The organism is Streptomyces sp. NBC_01546 (assembly GCF_045208355.1).
Taxonomy (GTDB): Bacteria; Actinomycetota; Actinomycetes; order Streptomycetales; family Streptomycetaceae; genus Streptomyces.
The window spans coordinates 1,204,850-1,223,945 of record NZ_CP109379.1; the positions used below are offsets into that span (position 1 = coordinate 1,204,850).

Annotated in this window: 16 protein-coding genes and 1 pseudogene; 12 read left to right on the forward strand and 5 right to left on the reverse strand. The window is 69.6% G+C overall.

Features of this window, described 5'->3' with window-relative positions:
- Positions 1 to 87: 87 nt before the first annotated feature.
- On the reverse strand, positions 88 to 1,512 hold the full coding sequence (locus OHA89_RS05955; protein ID WP_406365532.1) for a hypothetical protein: 1,425 nt from the start codon (positions 1,510 to 1,512) through the stop codon (positions 88 to 90).
- 318 nt (positions 1,513 to 1,830) lie between these two features.
- Positions 1,831 to 2,517 (reverse strand): response regulator transcription factor, encoded by a 687-nt coding sequence (locus OHA89_RS05960; RefSeq protein ID WP_406365533.1) that lies wholly within the window; start codon positions 2,515 to 2,517, stop codon positions 1,831 to 1,833.
- Positions 2,518 to 3,067: 550 nt separating this feature from the next.
- On the opposite strand from OHA89_RS05960, the gene OHA89_RS05965 reads away from it, so the two are divergent.
- From OHA89_RS05965 to OHA89_RS05980, 4 genes and pseudogenes are all read left to right on the forward strand, one after another.
- Positions 3,068 to 4,066 (forward strand): hypothetical protein, encoded by a 999-nt coding sequence (locus tag OHA89_RS05965; protein ID WP_406365535.1) that lies wholly within the window; start codon positions 3,068 to 3,070, stop codon positions 4,064 to 4,066.
- Positions 4,063 to 5,286 (forward strand): hypothetical protein, encoded by a 1,224-nt coding sequence (locus tag OHA89_RS05970; protein WP_406365537.1) that lies wholly within the window; start codon positions 4,063 to 4,065, stop codon positions 5,284 to 5,286. Before OHA89_RS05965 ends, OHA89_RS05970 begins: the two co-directional genes overlap by 4 nt.
- Before the next feature lie 466 nt (positions 5,287 to 5,752).
- A pseudogene (locus OHA89_RS05975) lies at positions 5,753 to 5,923 on the forward strand (short-chain dehydrogenase); the annotation flags it as partial.
- A 90-nt stretch (positions 5,924 to 6,013) separates the two neighbouring features.
- A complete protein-coding gene (locus OHA89_RS05980; protein WP_406365539.1) occupies positions 6,014 to 6,538 on the forward strand; it encodes a GNAT family N-acetyltransferase in 525 nt (174 codons plus the stop codon).
- 19 nt (positions 6,539 to 6,557) lie between these two features.
- Here OHA89_RS05980 and OHA89_RS05985 read toward each other — a convergent pair whose 3' ends face one another.
- Both OHA89_RS05985 and OHA89_RS05990 read right to left on the reverse strand, forming a co-directional pair.
- Entirely contained in the window at positions 6,558 to 7,550 is a 993-nt protein-coding gene (locus OHA89_RS05985; RefSeq protein WP_406365540.1) for a DUF1648 domain-containing protein, read from the reverse strand.
- The gene (locus OHA89_RS05990; RefSeq protein ID WP_406365541.1) at positions 7,547 to 7,894 is read right to left on the reverse strand and encodes a GntR family transcriptional regulator; all 348 of its coding nucleotides are present in this window, start codon (positions 7,892 to 7,894) and stop codon (positions 7,547 to 7,549) included. The genes OHA89_RS05985 and OHA89_RS05990 overlap by 4 nt, the downstream gene beginning before the upstream one ends.
- Positions 7,895 to 8,000: 106 nt before the next feature.
- Between OHA89_RS05990 and OHA89_RS05995 the strand changes: the two genes are divergently transcribed.
- Entirely contained in the window at positions 8,001 to 8,534 is a 534-nt protein-coding gene (locus tag OHA89_RS05995) for a hypothetical protein (RefSeq protein ID WP_406365542.1), read from the forward strand.
- Between the two features lie 150 nt (positions 8,535 to 8,684).
- On the opposite strand, the gene OHA89_RS06000 is transcribed toward OHA89_RS05995, so the two are convergent.
- On the reverse strand, positions 8,685 to 10,247 hold the full coding sequence (locus OHA89_RS06000) for a Na+/H+ antiporter (protein ID WP_406368407.1): 1,563 nt from the start codon (positions 10,245 to 10,247) through the stop codon (positions 8,685 to 8,687).
- Between the two features lie 212 nt (positions 10,248 to 10,459).
- Here OHA89_RS06000 and kdpF point away from each other — a divergent pair, with 212 nt between their 5' ends.
- The 7 genes from kdpF (at position 10,460) to OHA89_RS06035 (ending at position 19,071) form a co-directional block, all read left to right on the forward strand.
- The gene (gene kdpF / locus OHA89_RS06005; protein WP_107093322.1) at positions 10,460 to 10,549 is read left to right on the forward strand and encodes a K(+)-transporting ATPase subunit F; all 90 of its coding nucleotides are present in this window, start codon (positions 10,460 to 10,462) and stop codon (positions 10,547 to 10,549) included.
- A gap of 2 nt (positions 10,550 to 10,551) precedes the next feature.
- Complete coding sequence (locus OHA89_RS06010; protein WP_406365543.1) at positions 10,552 to 13,098, forward strand: ATP-binding protein; 2,547 nt, start codon at positions 10,552 to 10,554, stop codon at positions 13,096 to 13,098.
- Between the two features lie 4 nt (positions 13,099 to 13,102).
- Positions 13,103 to 15,031 carry an NAD-binding protein gene (locus OHA89_RS06015; protein WP_406365544.1) on the forward strand — a complete coding sequence of 643 codons (1,929 nt, stop codon included), beginning with the start codon at positions 13,103 to 13,105 and terminating at the stop codon, positions 15,029 to 15,031.
- A 55-nt stretch (positions 15,032 to 15,086) separates the two neighbouring features.
- Positions 15,087 to 15,530: a hypothetical protein gene (locus tag OHA89_RS06020; protein ID WP_406365546.1), complete on the forward strand. Its 444-nt coding sequence runs from the start codon at positions 15,087 to 15,089 to the stop codon at positions 15,528 to 15,530.
- Positions 15,530 to 17,596 carry a hypothetical protein gene (locus OHA89_RS06025; RefSeq protein ID WP_406365548.1) on the forward strand — a complete coding sequence of 689 codons (2,067 nt, stop codon included), beginning with the start codon at positions 15,530 to 15,532 and terminating at the stop codon, positions 17,594 to 17,596. The genes OHA89_RS06020 and OHA89_RS06025 overlap by 1 nt, the downstream gene beginning before the upstream one ends.
- Positions 17,593 to 18,123: a hypothetical protein gene (locus tag OHA89_RS06030; RefSeq protein ID WP_406365550.1), complete on the forward strand. Its 531-nt coding sequence runs from the start codon at positions 17,593 to 17,595 to the stop codon at positions 18,121 to 18,123. The genes OHA89_RS06025 and OHA89_RS06030 overlap by 4 nt, the downstream gene beginning before the upstream one ends.
- A 390-nt stretch (positions 18,124 to 18,513) precedes the next feature.
- Positions 18,514 to 19,071 carry a hypothetical protein gene (locus tag OHA89_RS06035; RefSeq protein WP_406365551.1) on the forward strand — a complete coding sequence of 186 codons (558 nt, stop codon included), beginning with the start codon at positions 18,514 to 18,516 and terminating at the stop codon, positions 19,069 to 19,071.
- Positions 19,072 to 19,096 lie beyond the last annotated feature (25 nt).

Sequence of the window (19,096 nt, forward strand, 5' to 3'; positions counted from 1 at the left end):
GCCGTTGTCGCGCCCGGCCATCGACTCGTCCTGCCGGACGTCCCCGGACAGCCCGGTCTCACCTCCGGGGAGCGCGAGATCCCCGACTCACCGGAACTCGGCCAGCCGGCGCCGCAGCCCCAGCACCGTCGACCCGGCCGTGAGCAGCAGCGAAGCGCCGGCCATCGGGCCCTGCGTGGTCAGTGCCCCTCGGCCCTCCCGGACAGCGAGATCGAAGTGCCTCTGGTTGATGGCGGTGACCTGGTCCAGAGCCTTCATCCACTCCCCGAAGTGGGCGTTCGAGGTGTCCGGCGCCCAGCCGACGCAGAAGACCGTGGCCTCCTGCGTCTTCCCCTCGGTCACCAGACGCCGGAAGGTCCGGTCGTCGCGCTGGTAGACGGCGTACGCCTCGACGGTCTTCTGGGCGGCCTCCCGCTCGCCCGCGAAGGTGATGTTGTCCAGTTCGCGCCGGTACTCGCCGGTGAATCGTTTGTCCTCGTGGTTGTTCAGGTACGTGGCCCACGTGTCGGCGAGCTTCCGGTCGTACGTATCGAGTCCGGCGCCCTGAATCCCGTACAGCTGATGCGACTTGTCGAGGAAGGAGAGCTCGTACGCGGGGCGGCGGCCGGGGTCCAGGAGGTAGCGGCTCTCGTCGGCGTTGGCGTCGTAGCCGATCGCTTTGGACCGTGACAACGCGATGACGGAGTCGAAGGAGTCGCGTCGGGCAACCTTCATCCGGTCGTAGGTGATCGTGAGCAGCTGGGCGCCGCACACGACCGCGACCACGGCGCAGAGGGTGGCGGCGATCAGCCCCGGGTTGAAGACCCGGTGGAACCGGCGCGCGAGGTGGATCTGGAGCAGTACCAGCGCGGCGATCAGCAGCACGCCGAGGACGGCTTCGGCGGTCCGCTGCACGTCGAGGTCGCCTCGCGCTGCGACGTACTGCCGCTCGTACACCGCGTTGTTGGCGTCGACGAGCTTGCGTGCCTCCGGGAGCAGCCGCCCCGTGAGGAGGTCGGTCGCGGTCCGGTAGTCCTCGCGGGCGGCGTCCTTGCCGCCGGGCCGGCTGTCGTTCTCCAGGGCCCGTCCGATCAGCTCCTGGTAGTGCGCGAAGTCATCGGTGAGCCGCACGACGGTCGCCTCGGTGGCCGGGTCGCCTTCCGAGGCCGCGGCGAGCGTGCGCAGGGAGCGGCTGATGGTCTCCTGCGCCTCTCCGTAGAAGCCGCTCGCCTTGGCGTACGACTCTTCCAGGCGCCCCTTGCCGGTACCGGAATCACCACTGGAGAGCAGGATGTTGGCCGTCTGCGCGTCCATGTCGTTGAGCGCGAGGTTGAGCCGGGTCGCGGAGACGGTACGGGGCGCGTCGTGCTGGGCCGTTTCGTCCCACGCGGTGGTCGCGCCCGTCGCCGCGACCGCGAGCAGGATCAGCAGTCCGGAGGCGAGCAGCACGCACGCCGCGCGAGCGAGGCGCAGCCGGCCGGGCAAGGTGGCCCAGTAGCGGTCGGCGAGCAGGCGGGCCGCCCGGGCGATCACGGTGGGAGGCCGTGGTCCCGGCGGCCCTCCTCCCAGCTCCCCTCCGGACGGCGAACGTGGGACGCTCACGCGACGGGCGTCCGGTGCGGGGCTCTGCGTGACAGTCTCCGGAGCCCCCGCTCCCCGGGTCTGTTCGGTACCGGCGGTGATCGTCACTCGCGCTCCAGCTCACACCCGGGCCGTTCGTACGGCCCTGCGTGCACGCCAGCATCTGGCTCAACAGTTCGACCCACCAGGCACGTTGATGGTCTTCATACGCGGGGAGACGCAGAATTGACGGGGCCTTGACGGCGCCCCCTGTCCGTCGGCTCCGCCGCGTCACGCCTCGAAGCGGTACCCCATGCCGGGGGCAGTGATCAGATGACGCGGGTGTGACGGGTCCGCTTCCAGCTTCCGCCTGAGGTGAGCCATGTACACCCGCAGGTAGTTGGTCTGCGTTCCGTAGGACGACCCCCACACCTCCTGGAGCAGACGCCGCTGGCTGACGAGCCGGCCCCGGTTGCGGATCAGGACCTCCAGCAGATGCCATTCCGTCGGCGTGAGCCTGATGCTCTTCCCTCTGCGCCTGGCCTTCTTCGCGAGCAGGTCGACGGTGAACTCCTCGGTCTCGACGACTGCTTCGTTCGCGGCGGCCGACTCCCGTGTCGGTGTGCGGCGGATGACGGCTCCCAGCCGGGCCAGCAGTTCGTCCATGCTGAAGGGCTTGGTGATGTAGTCGTCGGCGCCCGCGTCCAGAGCCCGGATCTTCTCCTCGGAGCCGTGGCGGGCGGAGACCACCAGGACGGGCACCTTCGACCATCCGCGCAGTTGCTTGATCACCTCGATCCCGTCCATGTCGGGCAGCCCGAGGTCCAGCAGGACCACGTCCGGGCGGCAGGCCGCCACGGCCGCCAGGGCCGTACCCCCGTCCTGCGCGCAGTCCACGTCGTACTTCCGCGCCTTCAGATTGATCACCAGCAACCGCGCAAGCTGCGGTTCGTCATCCACCACCAGCACCCGGGGCATCGTCGTGCCGCCTTCCTGTTGTACGTCCTGTGAGTACGGATAACCGGAGGGAACAGCGGTTTTCGGCCGCCTCGGCAGGCGTTGACGACGTCCATACGGCCGTGGGTGCGACTTTGACGGCTTCCTTACGGCGAGGCTCGTGCGGCAGCGCACGGGACGGCCCGTCCGTGATGCGTCCCGGCTCCAGCCCGACCCCCCGCGGTCCGGACTGGCGTGGTCTCGGCGCTGATCGTCACGCGCCCTCCAACCTCGCATCACGGACGGTCGTCCGCCTCCCCCTGCCACTCAGTCTGCGATCACCGCCATGTGCCAACGCACCACGTTGACGCCCCTCTTACGGCCAACCCGCACTTCCTGACGCGTTGCTGATGGCGGGCATCGGGGTGTCGTAAATGAGTCGTAAACACCACCGGCATCGGACGTAGCATCGGTGCGTTTGCTGTGATCTACGTGGTTCACCAGGGGGAATGTCATGGGCGTCGGCGGCAGGCAACGGGGGAGGTTCTTCGCCCTTGTTGCAGGTGGGGCGGTTCTTGCCTCGGGTGCGGGGTTGTACGGATTGAGCGGGACGGGCAGCTGGCCGTTCCGCGCGAGCTACTGCTGGGGGGCCTGGCAGGAGGACAGTGGTCCGTCCTTCCTCGGTGAGGAGGCGCTCGGCAAGTCCGGCTCCGCGCGCCGGGCCACGGAGTCGGCGCCGCCCTCCTCCGACCGGCCGACCGCCACGTGCACGGTCACGGTCGCCTCGTCGATCGCCGATGACGACTCCACCGAGCCGCTCACCTTCGATGAGCGCGTCACCCTCGCGTACGGCCCCGTCCCGGCCTCGGCCGAGGAGCGCCGTGCGTGGATAGCCCACTTCTTCGACGGTTCGGCCTCGCCGTTGCCCGACGGACTGAACGGGCTGGTCGGCGGCGATCGGGCCATGCTGGTGCTGCCCGAGGCCTGTGACGTGGACGGCAGACCGTCCGCCGTCACCATCCGGAGCGAGAGCTGGGGCGACGGCCACCTGGGGAAGAAGGCCATGCCCTTCACCATCGGAAACCGGATGGACGTCGCCCGGATGCTGCTGGACGCGGCCGGCACCACTGCCTCGAAGGCGGGCTGCAAGCCCGCAGAGCCGCTGCGCCTGTCCTCGCCGATGGTGGTCACCGCGGAGAAGGACGAGAGGGCCTCCAGTCCCCTGTGCAGGATTCCGGGGGTGACGTTCGAGTTCGGAAAGGACTCCGCCTATCAGCAGCAGGTGGGCGTGGTCGGTGAGCGGCTCCAGACCTGTTCGGTGGTGTGGCGCTCCCGGGGGGTGCCCGATGAGCCGGCGACGCAGTTCGTGATGGCGTCCGAGCCCCGCATGGTCGCACTGTTCGACGGGCTTCCCGAGGGCAACGGTCAGGGACTGGTGCGGACCACCTGTGGCGGTCGGCGGACCGTGTTCTACGGGAACGTCGAGCCCGGCCTCAAGGGCCGGAGCCGCCCGGACGACCAGCAGGTGTTCGCGAACTTCACCGCGTCCGTGAGCAAGCGCATCGGGTGCCAGGCCGGGGAGAACCGGTGACCGCAGACAACAACGGCAGCGTGGCGGACAACGGAGAGAGCGTGACACCGGCAGTGGACAGCGAAACGACCCCGGCCCGGCAGCCGGACAATGACCAGGACCTGGTTCCCTCGGTTCCCTCTCCCCCGCGGCCCTCGTTGGTGCGTCGGCTGCTGCGCAACCGCACCGTCCGGGCCACCGCCGCGGGCGTCCTGGCCGGCGGCCTCCTCGGGGCCGGCGCCGTCGCCTGGCGTACGGACACCCTGCCGCTGCTCGGCCCCGCCCCCTGCTGGGATTCCCTCAGCGACTCGACCGTGTCCTCCCTCTTCGGCGACCGCAGGACCGAGGTCGAGGAGCAGGTCCTGCAGACCGACCCCCACGGCCAAGGACTGTCCTACGGCCAGTGCCGCATCACCAGTTACAAGGACGACACGGCCAGAAGGCAGCTGACCGTACGGGTCCACAAGCTGGACGGTCTCTACGGAAGCGACGGGCGGCAGTGGCCCGAGGAGTTCCTCGCGGCCGGCATGGTGGCCCTCGGGGAAGGCCTGCCGGGCATGGCGTCCTCCTCCCGCGCCTGGCTGGCGCTTCCCCAGTCCTGTACCGGCAGGCCCGCCCAGTTCGAGGGCCCGGTCGTGATCGATGTCGGCATGGGGCCCGCGGGCCTTGACGTCTCGTCGGAGTACGAGAGGGAGGACCGCGCCGCTCTGGCCCACGCTGCGGTGGATGCGGCCAACGGCGTCATACGCGAGCTCGGCTGCTCCGGGGTCTACCGGTCTCCGGATCTGCCGAAGGACGTCGTCGCATGGCGGGACACACAGCCGGACGCCTTCTGCGGGATCAAGGGCCTCGCCCTGCCGGCCGCCTACCGCGAGAGCCTGTCACGTTCCCGGGTCAGCGGCGACGGCGGCGCTGCCCGGATCTGCGAGGCGGCCGGCAGCTACCCCAGGGCCGCAGTCCGGATGACGACCGTCGTGGACCCGGCGCTGACCGCCGTCTTCTCCCAGGATCTCCTCAAGGGCGGCTCGTCCTTCAAGGGCACCAACGGGTACGGGTCGTTCAACGTGAGCCGGGCCGTGTACCGGGCGCGGTGCCAGAGCGGGGACGTGATCTTCATGCTGGAGCAGAAGGACAGGTTCGGGGAGCAGGACTTCACGTTCGTCCGCGACCTGCTGCCCGCCTATGTCGAGGCGGAGTCCGTCCGTATCGGCTGCGGCCAGGAGAGGGTCACACTGCCCTGACTGATCCCGTACATGGCCTTACGGGGTGCACGCTCTGCTCTGATACCGGCATCACCCGTCCGAGTCATGCCGGTATCAGAGCTGTGTCAAGGACTGGCCGACTGTCTTGAGCCCTGCCCCGCAAGGCAGTTGGATGAGTGATGTGAACAGCGGTCTGCGCCACGACGACCGGCCACCGCATACGGTGCGCCGGGCCTCGCGCGCTGCTCACCTGCCGGTGCGCTGACGCACCGTTCCCGATCCGCGGCCGCCCGCCCCCGCCCGTATGGCGGGCGGCCGCTTCCGCCCGGTGCCTGCCCCGCCCCGGGCCGGCACCGGGCTCCACGTTTCACACGCTTCCGGTCCGAGCGCCCAGTCGGCGCTCGGACCGGCATGCCCTCACACCCGGAATGGACCATGTCACCTGCCGCCCTGTACGGCCGTACCGCCCTCGTCACCGGCGCCACCTCTGGAATCGAGGGAGCCCGCGGACGGCGCGGCCCATGCCGTACGGCTCTGCGACCCGACCACCGAGATCGTCAACGGTGCGTACTACGGCGGTGACGAGCGCGTTTCCCCGGCCGCCTGCGCCACCGAGGAGCGCACGATCCGGCGTCTGAACAAGCTCGCCAGACTGATCGTCGGCCACGACGCCTGAAGGCGATCCCACAGCCGGAACGGGGCGGGTTCCCTCCAGGGAGCGCCCCGCTCCCCTACGCGACAACCCGCGCACGACCGAGGAGCGTTGATGATCGAAATCGCACCACAGCAACTGCCTGCCCTGAGCCCTTGGTTTCCCACCGGCTCCCCCGGTCTCGGGGCACTCGCCGAGCACGTACTGACCACGGGTACCGGCCACTGGTGGGCCGACCGCCCAGACCGGCCCCGCGTCCTCGCCGTCACCTGCGCGGACCACGTGCTGCTGCGCGGCGACCCCGGCGTGCTCACCCCGGACACCCTGGCCCGGTTCGCGGACCAGTACGTCGAGACGCCCGAACGGTTCTGGCCCGCCCTCGGCAGTGCCTATGAGGACATCGCGGTCGTCACCTTGCCCGATCGCCGCCGTGAACGCCTTGCGCTGGCCTGCGTCGCCGGCTTGACAGCCGATATCCAGGCACGGGGACACACCGCAAGCTGGTGCTGCTCGCGCGACAACCGACCCAGCAGACTCCTCGCCTGGACGGCCGGCTTCCGGCTGACCCGCGAATACCTCCACCACGCCACCGGCCGGGCCCTGGCACGCAAGGTGCGGGCGACCCCGGTCCCGGCATGAGCCGAGCGTCGCTGACAGCTCAGTCGGGGCGCTGCGCACTCAGGGCGTTCAGCAGGGCTGCGCCGCGCTCGGCGTCGTCCACGCTCACCGCGAACTCGTGCCCCCGCCGGGGGTGGATCACCAGGCACTCGCCGCTGCGGAGCATCACCGTCGTGCCCAACCCACTCAGCCGGTACCCCCAGCCCCCCACCTGGCCGGGGGTACGGCTTTCGGTACGGGCCGATTCGACGTCCTGAGCGGGCCAGCGCCGCACCGGCCAGCCGAGTGGGCCGAAGGCCACGCTCAGGCCCTTCTCGGTGACACGCGCCTGCACGGAGGCGCAAGAGAGGACCGCCACAGAGACCGTGGCGAACGGTGCGACGACCGCCCACGGCAAATCCACCAGTCCGCTCACCGCGACCAGCACAGCGGCCAGCGCGACCAGCCCGGCCAGGGCCCCGATCCAGTGGAGCCACGGATTCGTCGTACGGGAGAGCCACACGAACTTCTCGCCGGCCGGAATCTCCATGCTCGGACCGCTCGCGACCACGTGTGACGTCGCAGCCCGATCCCGGCGGGTCACCACCCACTCGGCCAGCCCCGCCATGACCGCCACCCCGAGCGTCACCACAGCCCACAGGCTCACGGAATCGGCCTGCCGCCAGTCCGTGTGATCCAGGTTCGCCCTGACAATGGATGCCTGCGCGCCGACGAGGAGCACTCCGCCGGACAACAGCCCCACTACGGGCCGTCCGTGCACCGCCAGCCCGGAGGTCGCTCCCCCACGCCACCGCCCGAGCGCGACGATCAGCAGCACGAGGACCACCCAGATCAAGGCCGGGAAGAGCGCGGCTGCCCACAGGGGCATTGAGCCGTCCGGTCCGCCGGAGCCTGCGCCCCAGTGGGTCGCCAGCCGCTCCGGCAGCCGGCCGCTCGCGGCCCAGGGAAGTGCGACGAGCACGGCCAGGATCGCCACGACCCAGACCGCAACACCCCACCATGCTCCGCGCTTTCGCTCCGTCCCCTGGTTCATTCCAGCCCCCTGATCATTTCTATGAGATCGGCCTTGCTGTAGCCCAGATGCGCCGCATCACCGACCAGTTCGCGCACACGGTCGAGCAGCACCGACCGCTGGTCCGCCCCCTCGGCCACGGTCACACCGCGACCGCGCCGGAACTCCAGCAGCCCCTCGTCACGCAGCCCGCGAAGGCCACGGAGGACCGTGTTGACGTTCACCCCCAGTACCAGGGAGAGGTCGCGCGCGGAGGGCAGTCGGTCCCCCGGACCACATTCGCCCTCAGCTATGGCACGTCTGATCGCACCCGCCACCTGCTCGTGCAGAGGGCGGTTGTCCGCGATGTTCAATCTCAACAGCATGGTGCTAATGACACTAGCACCATCATCTTCAAGTCGAGAAAGGCCCATTGGTCGTCGCCGGGAAATGGCAACGACTTGGAGGGGCACCTGTGTCAGGCTGCGGGGCGTGGATTGGACATTCAAATCTCACGGTGGTGTCGCGGCCGCGCTGGGCGCCGCGCTGTTGGTGCTGGCCGCGCTCACCTGGCTGCCCGGGACCTTGCCGCTGACCGTGTCGGGGTGGCCGATGGCGGTGATTGCCGTGCTGCTCTTCCCGATCTTCATATCCGCCCTGGTGCGTATGCTCCTGACGCGCGCGGACCGGCACTCGGTATGGCTGGCGTTCAGGTGCCTTCCCCGCAAGGCCCAGATGGGCCTTGCGGCATTGGCGATTTCGGGTGTTGGGATCACGGTCATCAGCGGGGCCACGGAGGGGAACTTGCAGGCTGCCGAGGTGAAGGACGGTCAGTACTTCGCCTTCGACACCACGCCGCACGCGCGCGGCACGGTCGAGATCTCCCAGAGTCAGTACCAGGCTGTCCTGGAGAGCGATCAGCGCAGCATGTTCGCCATCCCCGCCTTGCTCTTCGTCGGTGCTGCATGTGTCGTCCTGGCAGCCGGAGAGCTGCGCCGAGCAGACCGTAATTCCACGCAATCGTGACTCGTGGCCACCGCGGCAAACCCCGGCCCCATGCCGACACGCCCCGCTGCCGGCGGGACTCGCCAGCTGGACCAGAGCACAGATCGGCCGTCGGCGAGGCATCCGCAACGAGGTCCTGAAGTCTGGGGAGTAGACGTAGCCGGCTGATCATCATCTCGCCAGGTCCAGCCGCGCCTCCTCCAGGTCCAGGGAGCGCTGAAGGCGTCGGCGGGTGGTGTCGCTGATGTGGTGTTCGTCGTAGAGACGCTGAAGTTCCACGGCCTCCACCCGGATCAGGTCACGGCGCAGCAGCCGGTAGACCTGGTCTGCGGATTCAGCCAGATCGGCTTCCTCCAGGCGGTCGCGGGCGTGTTCGAGCCGGGCCTGGAGGCTGCGCCGGAGCCGGTCTGCCACGACGTCCGGTACCGCTTCGAGGTCGGACACCTCGTCCAGCCGACGGATGCCGGCTGCGGCAAGGGCGCACCGGGCGGAGGCCTCCTCCCGTTCGGTGTGATCCGGTTCGAGGGCGATTCCGGAGCGACGGACCACGTCGGCCAGGGTGAAGCCCTGGGCTACGAGGGTGACCACCACCACCGACGTGGTCAGGACGAGCACGAGCGGGCGCTGGCCCAGGAGGCTGCCGTCGCCCTCCGCGACCGGGATGGAGAGGGCCGCTGCCAGTGGGACGACGCCGCGCGTGCCCGCCCAGGTCAGCACGGCCGGGACGCGCCAGGAGGGACGTACGCCCGCGTTCCGCTGGACGACGGCCGAGAGGGGCAGGACCCACAGCAGGCGAACGGTGATCAAGGTCGCGGCGACCGCCAGCGCGTACAGCGGCCAGAGCCCGTCGGCAGCGGTCAGCGCGGCGACCTGTCCCGGCAGGGTGAGCCCGATCAGGCTGAAGACGACGCTCTCCAGCAGGAAGACCACCGTGCCGTTGACGGCGTGCAGCTGGATGCGTATGCGGGCGTTGGTCAACCGGTCGGCCCGGCCTCCGAGCACGACGCCCGCCACGACGACTGCGGTCACACCCGACGCGTGCACCGCCTCCGCCAGCACGTAGGCGGCGTACGGGGTCACCAGGGCGATGACGGTCTCCAGTACCGGGTCCTCGGTCCTGCGGCGGATCAGCGCCACCACCCCGGCGACGGCTCCTCCGATGAGGGTGCCGCCCCCGGCGAGCAGTGCGAACTCCGTGCCCGCCGCTTGCCAGGACACCCCTGCGGAGGCCGCGGCGACGACGATAGCGACCCGGAAGAGGACGAGCGAAGTGGCGTCGTTGAAGAGGCTCTCGGCCTGTACGAGGACCTGGACACGGGGAGGCAGGGCGAGGCGCCGGCCGAGCGCGGTGACCGCCACCGGGTCCGTACTCGCGAGGACGGCTCCCAGGACCAGCGCCATCTGCCAGGTCAGCGGGGTGAGCAGCGACGCGACCAGACCGACCGCGGCCGCCGATGCCAGGACCAGACCGACCGCGAGCACGCTGACCGGCTTCCACACCAACCGCAGTTCGCGCCAGGACAGTTCCTCGGCGCTGGCGTACAGCAAGGGCGGCAGAACGATGAGGCCGATGGCCTCCGGACTCACCCGGATCTCCGGAGTACCCGGTATCAGCGCGACGACGAGGCCGGCCACAACGAGCAGTGAGGGCGCGGGGATTCGCCAGCGGCGGGCACCCGTGGCCACGACAGTGGCCAGCACCACGAGGAACAAGACCGTACCGACGCTGCGCATTCCGCCCCCACCCGAGTCGACGCGGACCATGCGGTCACGCGACGCCGACCAGGCTTCCCGGCACACCGCCTTCACCCTATCGATGCAACGGCCGTCAATACACCGTCAAAGTCCCAGTCGACTCGCGTCAGGAGTGCGTCAGGGACGTTTCCTTCGCGTCATCGCTGCTGTTCGCTGGTGAAGTTGAGGACGTGCGGAGGAGTCGGGTACGGGTGAGCACGGAAACTGTCGTAGGCATCATCGTCGCGGTCAGCCTGGTCGGGTACCTGGTCCTGGCCTTGTTCTTCCCCGAGAAGTTCTGAGCATGACGACCACGCACGAGGCGGGCCCGGTGGCCGACGCGGGACAGCCGGCCGTACGGCCGGGGAGGCTCAAGGTCTTTCTGGGCGCAGCACCCGGCGTCGGCAAGACGTACCGGATGCTCGACGAGGCACACCGCCGGGCGGCACGCGGCGCGGATGTGGTGGCCGGCTTCGTGGAGTGCCACCGGCGCCGGCACACCGAGGAGAAGCTCGACGGCCTGGAGATCCTCCCGCCGGCCGAACAGGAATACCGTGGCGGCCGCTACACGGAGTTGGACCGTGAAACGCTGCTGGCGAGGCGGCCGCAGTTGGTGCTGATCGACGAACTCGCCCATACCAATGTCCCCGGGGGCGGCCGGCACCCGAAGCGCTGGCAGGACGTCGAGGACATCCTCGCCGCCGGAATCGATGTCGTCACCACGCTCAACATCCAGCACCTGGAGTCGCTGAGCGACGTCGTCGAGAAGATCACCGGAGTCCCGCAGCGCGAGACGGTCCCCGACGAATTCGTGCGCCGCGCCCATGAGGTCGAGCTGGTCGACATACCCCCCGAGGGACTTCGCCGCCGCATGGCACACGGCAACATCTATCCCCCGGAACGGATCGACGCCTCGCTCGCCAACTACTTCCGCCCCGGCAATCTCATCGCGCTGCGGGAGCTGGCCCTGCTGTGGCTGGCCGGGAGGGTGGACGAGGCCCTCCACAAGTACCGTACCGAGCACGGGATCGGGGACGTCTGGGAGACCCGTGAGCGCGTCGTGGTCGCCCTCACCGGCGGCCCCGAGGGCGAGACCCTCATCCGTCGCGCGGCACGCATCGCCGGCCGGTCCGCCGGCGGTGAACTGCTCGCCGTGCACATCGCGCGCAGCGACGGGCTCGCCTCCGGGGTCTCGCACGCGGCTCTGGCCGGCCAGCGGGCCCTCGTCGAGCACCTGGGCGGCAGCTACCACTCCGTCGTCGGCGACGAAGTGCCCACCGCACTGGTGGACTTCGCGATGGCGGAGAACGCCACCCAGCTCGTCCTCGGTACGAGCCGCCGCCGCCGGCTGGAACGTTTCCTCACCGGACGCGGGATCGGCGAGACCGTCGTGGCGCTGTCCGAGGACATCGACGTCCACATGGTCACGCACGAGCGGGCGGGCCACGGCCGGCTACTCCCGTCCCGGCGCCGTACGCTCCCCACCTCCCGGCTCATCGCCGGACCCGTGGCCGGCGTGGTGCTCCCGGTGCTGCTCACCCTCGGCCTCGACGGCATGCGCGGCACGCTGAACCTCACCAGCGAGGCGCTGCTCTTCCTGGTGGCCGTCGTGTGCGTGGCCTGCATCGGCGGAGTGGCCTCCGCCCTGATCGCGGCACTGACCGCCGCACTGCTCCTCAACTACTGGTTCATGCCGCCCATAGGCGAATTCACCATGAGCGACCCGGACAGCGTGCTGGCGTTGGTGGTCTTCGCCGTCGTCGCCGCCACCGTGGCCGCCGCGGCGGACAGGTCCTTGCGGCTCTCCCGCCGTGCGGCTCGAGCCACGGCCGAGGCGGAGACGATGTCGTCCCTCGCCGGCAGCATCGTCCGCGGCGACCAGACCATCCCGGCACTGCTGGAACGTACGCGTGAAACATTCGGCATGGATACCGTCGAGCTGGCTCCCGAAACCTGCGGCACAGGCGGCGCGACGGCCCCCGCCCTCGTGGTGGCGGCCGGTCCTGAGGCCTTCCTCGTCCTGCGCGGCTGTACGCTGCCGTCCTCCGAACGCCGCGTGCTGGCCGCCTTCGCCGCGCACGTCGGCGCGGCCGTCGAGCGGGCCCGGCTGGCCGAGGCCGCCGCCGAGGTCGAGCCGATCAAGGCCGCCGACCGCCTGCGTACCGCCCTGCTCCGGGCCGTCAGCCACGACCTGCGGACCCCGCTGGCAGGGGCGCTGGCCGCGGTCAGCTCACTGCGCAACCAGGAGATCGAGTTCTCCGCCGAGGACCGCGCGGAACTGCTGGCCTCCGCCGAGGTGTCCCTGAACCGGCTCAACCGCCTCGTGGAGAACCTGCTCGATCTCAGCCGCCTCCAAGCCGGCGCGCTCACGCTCGACATGCGGGCCACCACACTGGAGGAAGTCCTGCCGGCCGCGCTGGACTCACTGGACCTGACACCCGGAGGTGGGCCCGCCGTCGATGTGCAGAACCTCGAATCGGTACCGGCACTTCAGGCCGATCCGCCGCTGCTCGAACGCGTGCTGGCGAACCTCGTCGGCAACGCGGTCCGCCACGCACCCGCGGAGCGCCCGGTGCTGGTGACAGCCAGCGCCCTGGCCGGGCGGGTTGACATCAGGATCGCCGACCGCGGCACCGGGATCGCTGCCGACGACCGCGAGCGTGCCTTCGAACCTTTCCAGCGCCTCGGCGACCGCGACAACACCGCCGGACTCGGCCTCGGCCTCGCCCTGGCCAGGGGACTCACCGAGGCCATGGACGGCACGCTCACACCCGAGGACACCCCCGGCGGAGGACTGACCATGGTCCTGTCCCTGCCGGTCGCCACCGATGAGACAGCAGGGCGGTTCTGACCGCATGTCCGCAACCCTCCAGCTCCGAGCGCGAGTCGGGCAGCGCTCCCAACACATGATCATTTGTGGTGACGACGGCCTCGCACACCGCCTGGCACAGGAACTCGACGCCGTGTGCGGCGAGGCCGTCACGGTCGTCCTGCCGTCGCGCCGCGAGGGGCACGGCGCCGAGCTCGTCGCCCTGCACCGGGATCCGCGCTCCCCCGTGGAGCTGCTCATCTCCGCGCGGCCCGATGAGCAGACCCTCCGGGAGGCCGGCGTCGAACGTGCCGCGGCGGTTGCCCTCACCTACGGCGACGACCAGATCAACATGACCGCTGCCCTGCTCGCCCGCAGCATCAATCCGTCCGTACGCCTGGTCATCCGCATGTTCAACCGGGACCGCGGCCGCCATCTCGAACTGCTTCTCGACCGGGCAGCAGCCGCGCACGCCGAGCAGGACGACGCGTTCATCGACGCGTCCACGACGGTGCTCTCCGACGCCGACACGGCCGTCCCCGAATTGGTGGCCGCCGCGGCAGTCGGGCACGGGCCCACCCTCCAGGTCGAGGGCAAGGTGTTCCGCGGAGTGGTCCGCCCCGCCGGAACTCCGCCCCACGCGACGGACCTGGCCACGCTCGCCGTTCTCTCCGGTACGCACATGGACGACCCACTGGGCGAGGACAGCGCGGAAACACCGGGCGCCAACGGCACCCAGCTGCTGCCCGACACCGCGACCGCCTACCACCGGCAGTTCACGCACGGCCGGCTCATGCTCGAAGAGGTGACCCACCACCACGCGCCGACGTCCCCCGCCGGGCGGCGGCGGGCCTACAGGGGCTGGCTGAGCGACCGGCTCGGGCACCTGCCCTGGAAGATCTTCGTCTCCCGCGAAGTGACCGCCGTCTTCGGGGTGCTCGCCGCAGCCGTGGTGCTACTGGCCACGGCGACGGCCGTCGTGGAGGACGGACCGCTGTGGAAGTCGGTGTACCTGCCACTGCTGGACATCTTCACCATGGGCGACCCGGCAACCGAAGACTCCACGGCCCGCCAGGTCCTCCAGCTCATCGCGGGTTTCGTCGGCCTGGCCGTACTCCCTCTCGTCGTGGCCGCCGCCATGAACGCCACCCTGGCCTTCCGCACGGCATCGGCCAACCACGTACCGGATACGGGTCTGCACGACCACATCGTCCTGGTCGGCCTCGGCAAGATCGGCACGCGCGTCCTGGCGCAGCTGTGCACCACCGACCACAAGGTCGTGGTGATCGAGCGGGACCCGCAGGCCCGAGGGGTCGCGCTGGCACGCGAGCTCGGCGTGCACCTGCTGCTCGAGGACGCCGCCGCTCCCGGAGTCCTCGATCTCGCCCGCATCGGCACCAGCAAGTCATTGCTGGTCCTCACGCACGATGACGGCGAGAACCTCGACATCGTGATGGCAGCCCGCGAGAGCAACCCCCGCGTGCGCGCCGTGATGCGCCTGTACGGGGACGACTTCGCCGCCACCGTCTCCCGCACCATGCGCGCCGGTTACCCGGACGCGCTCACCCGCAGCCGCAGTGTCTCGGCGCTGGCCGCGCCCTCCTTCGCCGCCGCGATGATGGGCCGCCACGTGCTGGGGGTCATGCCGGTGGAGCGCGGATCCCTGCTCTTCACCGTCGTGGACGTCGCCGGCCACCCGGAACTCGAAGGGCACTCCATACACGAGGCCTTCAAGGAACACGAGTGGCGCGTACTCGCCATCGGCCCCGCGACCAGCCGCCGGTCGGCCTCCTCGACGGACACACTCGGCGGATTCCGCACGGACCGGCCTGCCTTCAACTGGCGACCACCACACGGACGGGTCCTGCGCCACGACGACCGCGTCGTGCTGGTGACCACACGCCGCGGCCTGGACATTCTGATGACCGGCGTCCAGCCACGCCCCGCAGGCCGCCGGCCTCATCCGGCCCAATGATCTCGCTTGGACCGAACTCGCTCACCGAACAAGTCACTTTCACCACGGGGGTCCCATGTCATTCGATGCCGAATGGGCAGAGCTCAAGTCAGCCGCTGCTGCGAACCAGACGGCAATGCGGCTCAATCAGCTCGATCCCGGAGGGGGCGGCGGGCCCGGGCCACAGGGGGATCTGGTGGTCACCCAGAAGGACCTGGCGGCAGTAGGTAACGCCGCATTCAAGCTGCGGCAAAGGCTCGGCACCGATGGGGACCATGCCAAGGCCAGTACGCACGAGGCGGCCGGCTCCTTGAAGAAGGACTTCCCTCTGGGGACCGCCCTCTCGACGCTCGCGGACAAGTGGCACGACCAGGTGGGAACGCTGCTGGACGCCTGCGCCCACATTTCCAACCACCTCGACTACACGCAGAACGCGCACGCCGAAGGCGAGTACTGGATCGCCACCCAGTTCAAGTTCGCCCAGCTCAATACAGGATTCGAGGAAAGGGCGCAGCACTGATGGACCTGGAGGCACTGCGTTTCGCGGACTTCTCGAAGCTGTCAACCGCCGTCGCGGACTGGACGGCCATGGCCACGAAATTGTGGGAGCTGGAGTCGGATGCCCGTGGCGACCTCGGCGGTAAAGCCGCGAAGGCCGACTGGGCCGGGGTGAACGCTACCGTGACCCGGGAGTTCATCGGCAAGACCGCCAAGGAGTTCGCCGACGCCGCCACCGAGGCCACCAGTATCGGGAACATCCTGCGTGACACCCACGGTGAGCTCGTCGACTACAAGGCCAGGCTGAACGAGGCCATCCGGCGCGGGCTGGATAAGAACCTCACCGTGGTGCCGGCGGGCAACGGCGGCTTCACCGTCACGATGAACATCCACCCCGACCGCGCCGCCAAGGGCACGACGGTGCCCGAGCACACCGAGGCCGATGCGACCGCCCTCCGCGACGAGGTACAGCGGATCCTCGAGGGCGCCGCCGAGAGCGACGCGACGGCCGCCCAGGCGCTGACCATGCTGGTCAGCCAGACCCCGTACGGCTTCTCCGACGCCGCCTACTACGACCGCGACCGCGCCGCGGACGCCATGAAGGACGCCGACCGGATCGCGAAGCTCCTGAAGACCAAGGGTGACGACATGTCCCCCGAGGAGTTCGACAAGCTCAATGCCGACCTGGCCAAGTACAAGGACGACCGGCCCTTCCAGGAGCAGCTCGCCACCACGATCGGCCCACGCGGGCTGCTCGACTTCTGGGCCGACCTGGCAGACCCGTCCGACGGCGGCACCCTGCAGCGCTCCCGCCACGACCAGCTCGGCGACTTCCAGCGCAACCTCTCCCTCACTCTGGCCGGCGCCACCCAAGTGACCGACAGCCCGGCCATGCGCACCTGGGAGAACGACATGGTCAAGCTGGGCGAGGAGCGCATCCAGACCCGCGGCAGCCAGGTCTACGGCTACCAGGTGATGAGCAACCTCATGCGCAGCGGTGACTGGGACAACCGCTTCCTGAACGACTACGGCAACGCGCTCGTCGCCACCGAGAAGAAGATGAAGCTCCCGGCGAACTACTGGAACGGCGGGATGCCACCGGTACCGAAGATGAACTTCATCGGCGAGGACTTCGGCCGCGACCCCATGACCGGCTTCATGACCGCCCTGGCCGCCAGCCCGAACGCCGCAACGGAGTTCTTCAACGCGACGCAGCCCATCGACAACGCCCAGTACGTCCTCGGCGACCGGCAGACCTTCGACGACACGCCCCTCAACACCAAGGACGGCAACGCCGCACGGGAAGCCACGGGCGCCGCCCTGGTCTCTGCGGCCACGGGAGTCGACCCCAACAACATGACAACGCGTCCCGACGACCTCACGCCTGAACACCGCCAGGTTCTGGACCGCTCCCTGAAGTACCTCTCCGAGCGCGGCGACGAGTTCCCGTCCGAGATGCGCGACGACATGGCCAAGGTCCTCTCCGCCCACAGCGATGTCGTACACCACTCGGCCAGCGCCATGTCGGACACGCCGGACGACCCCCGCCAGCTCGACCGCCACCACCTCCTGGAGGTGAGCAAGCAGGTCTCCCGCGACCAGAATTCCTACGGCATGCTCAACGAGGCCATGAACCGAGAAATGATCAAAGACATCCACGCAGAACACCCGCGTGACCCCGACGAGACGCTGCAAGATGCGGGCCGTACGGTCGGCTTCCTCGAAGAGGCCCGCTACCAGGCCCTCAAGACCGACAAGGATGACCCCACGTGGGAAGCCAAGTGGGGTTACCACGGTTTCGGCGGAGCCGCCAACTTCATCCCCGTGGTCGGCGACATAGCGCAACGAGGTGTCGACGCCCTCGCCTACCAGTGGCAGCTCGACGAACAGGCGCGGATCGACGCGGGAGTCCAGGACCAGAACGCGAAGACGTTCACTCACCGGGAGAACCAGCTGAGGGCGCTCTCCGAGGAATGGGCCAAGGCGAACCCAGGGCACCCCTACACGCCGCGCACGCTGGAGCAGGAGATCAACACGTCCGCAGTGACGGGGAACGTCGCTGCCAAGGGTCTGGCAGGCGCCCAGTGAAGCGCCTGCGCACGGCCATGTTGGCCGCCGCGGGGGCCGCGGCACTGATCTCCGTGACCGGGTGCAGCGAGGGCAGGGAGTACGCGCTGCCGGGCGACATATGCGGCGTGGCCGTCGATCCGGCCCTCATCGCACCGCTGCTTCCGCCCGGCGCCAAGCTGGAGCAGTCGACGTACGCAGCCAGGCCGCACGCTCCGCGGTGCGAACTGACCGTGGACAAGAACACCGTCCTGACCATGAAAGGCGACGTGACCACGGCGGACGAAGACGTCATGGGTGGCATCGGTCAGCGCTTGGCGAGCTCCGGCGATCCCGCACAGATCAACGTGGGCGACGCCGCCCGCGTTGCCGACTCCATGGCCGTCGCGGTCGCACGGTGCACTTACGAGGGCAAACCCGGCCAGTTCGTCGTCGAGATCTACCCGCCCATCAAGGCCTCCGACGTGCCCGCACGCCGTGAGGCCCTCACCCGTCTCATGACCGTGTACTTCCCCGCGGCCCAGAAGGCAGTGGGCTGCGCCTCCTGACCGCAATGGCCGCTGGGGAATGCGCGCCACCCCATACCTTCGACCTAGGACACAGCCTGTGCACCACGACGACGAACCGGTCTTCAAGCGGAGCAAGTGGGGAACGAACCGCTACTACTACACCCTCGCAACCCCCTCGGGCTCGCCCTCACCGTCATCACCGTGCTCGCCGTCGGGACGATGCTGATCCTCATGGCCAACCGGGCCGGACCGTTCGAGCCACCGCCTGCCCCAGCACCGTGGAATCCCGCGCCGGTCACCACCGGCCCGCCAGGCCACTGAGCCGACGGGGGGCCTCGAACCAGAGCCCCGTCAAAATGCCGTAGCCATCACATCAGCGGTGCGTCAGGGTCCGGTGTCGAGGCACGTACCGGCCCTAACGTCACCCCTATGGGACGACGTTTCACGCAGTCCGCGACCGGTGCTCGCGCCGGCGCGGAGCCTCGAGGACCTATCGCACGCGACATCCACTGGGCCGGCGAGATGCGCTCGGCCATCGGTGTCGCGTCCCTCCTGTACTCGGCCCTGCTCGCCATGGACGCGGGTTTCGGCGAGCTCGACGCGACCCGCGGCGCCCTCTGGACCGGCCTGGCAGCCCTCCTCTTCGTGGTCCTGCTGCCGTCCAGGGTCTCCGTAGGTCCCGGTCTGCTGAGCGCCCGAGGACTGCTGGTGGAACACACTGTCCGCACCGACTCCCTCGTCTCGGTCAGGTGGTCCGACGGGCTGGCCCAGCGGATGATCCTCCGCGACACGGAGGGAAGCCAGGTCGAGATCGATCCGACCGTCCTGGCCCGCAATCCGGCGATGTGGCGCCGCCTCGACACGGACACCCGCACATCGATCCGGCGCGGCACTCTGCTGTGCGGCGAGACAGCCCTGCGCCGGCTGGCAGAGCGTATCGACCGCGAGACGGCCCTCACGGTCTTCAAGGTCTCAGGCCTGCAGTGATCGACGATCGGTGACTTCGGTGCAC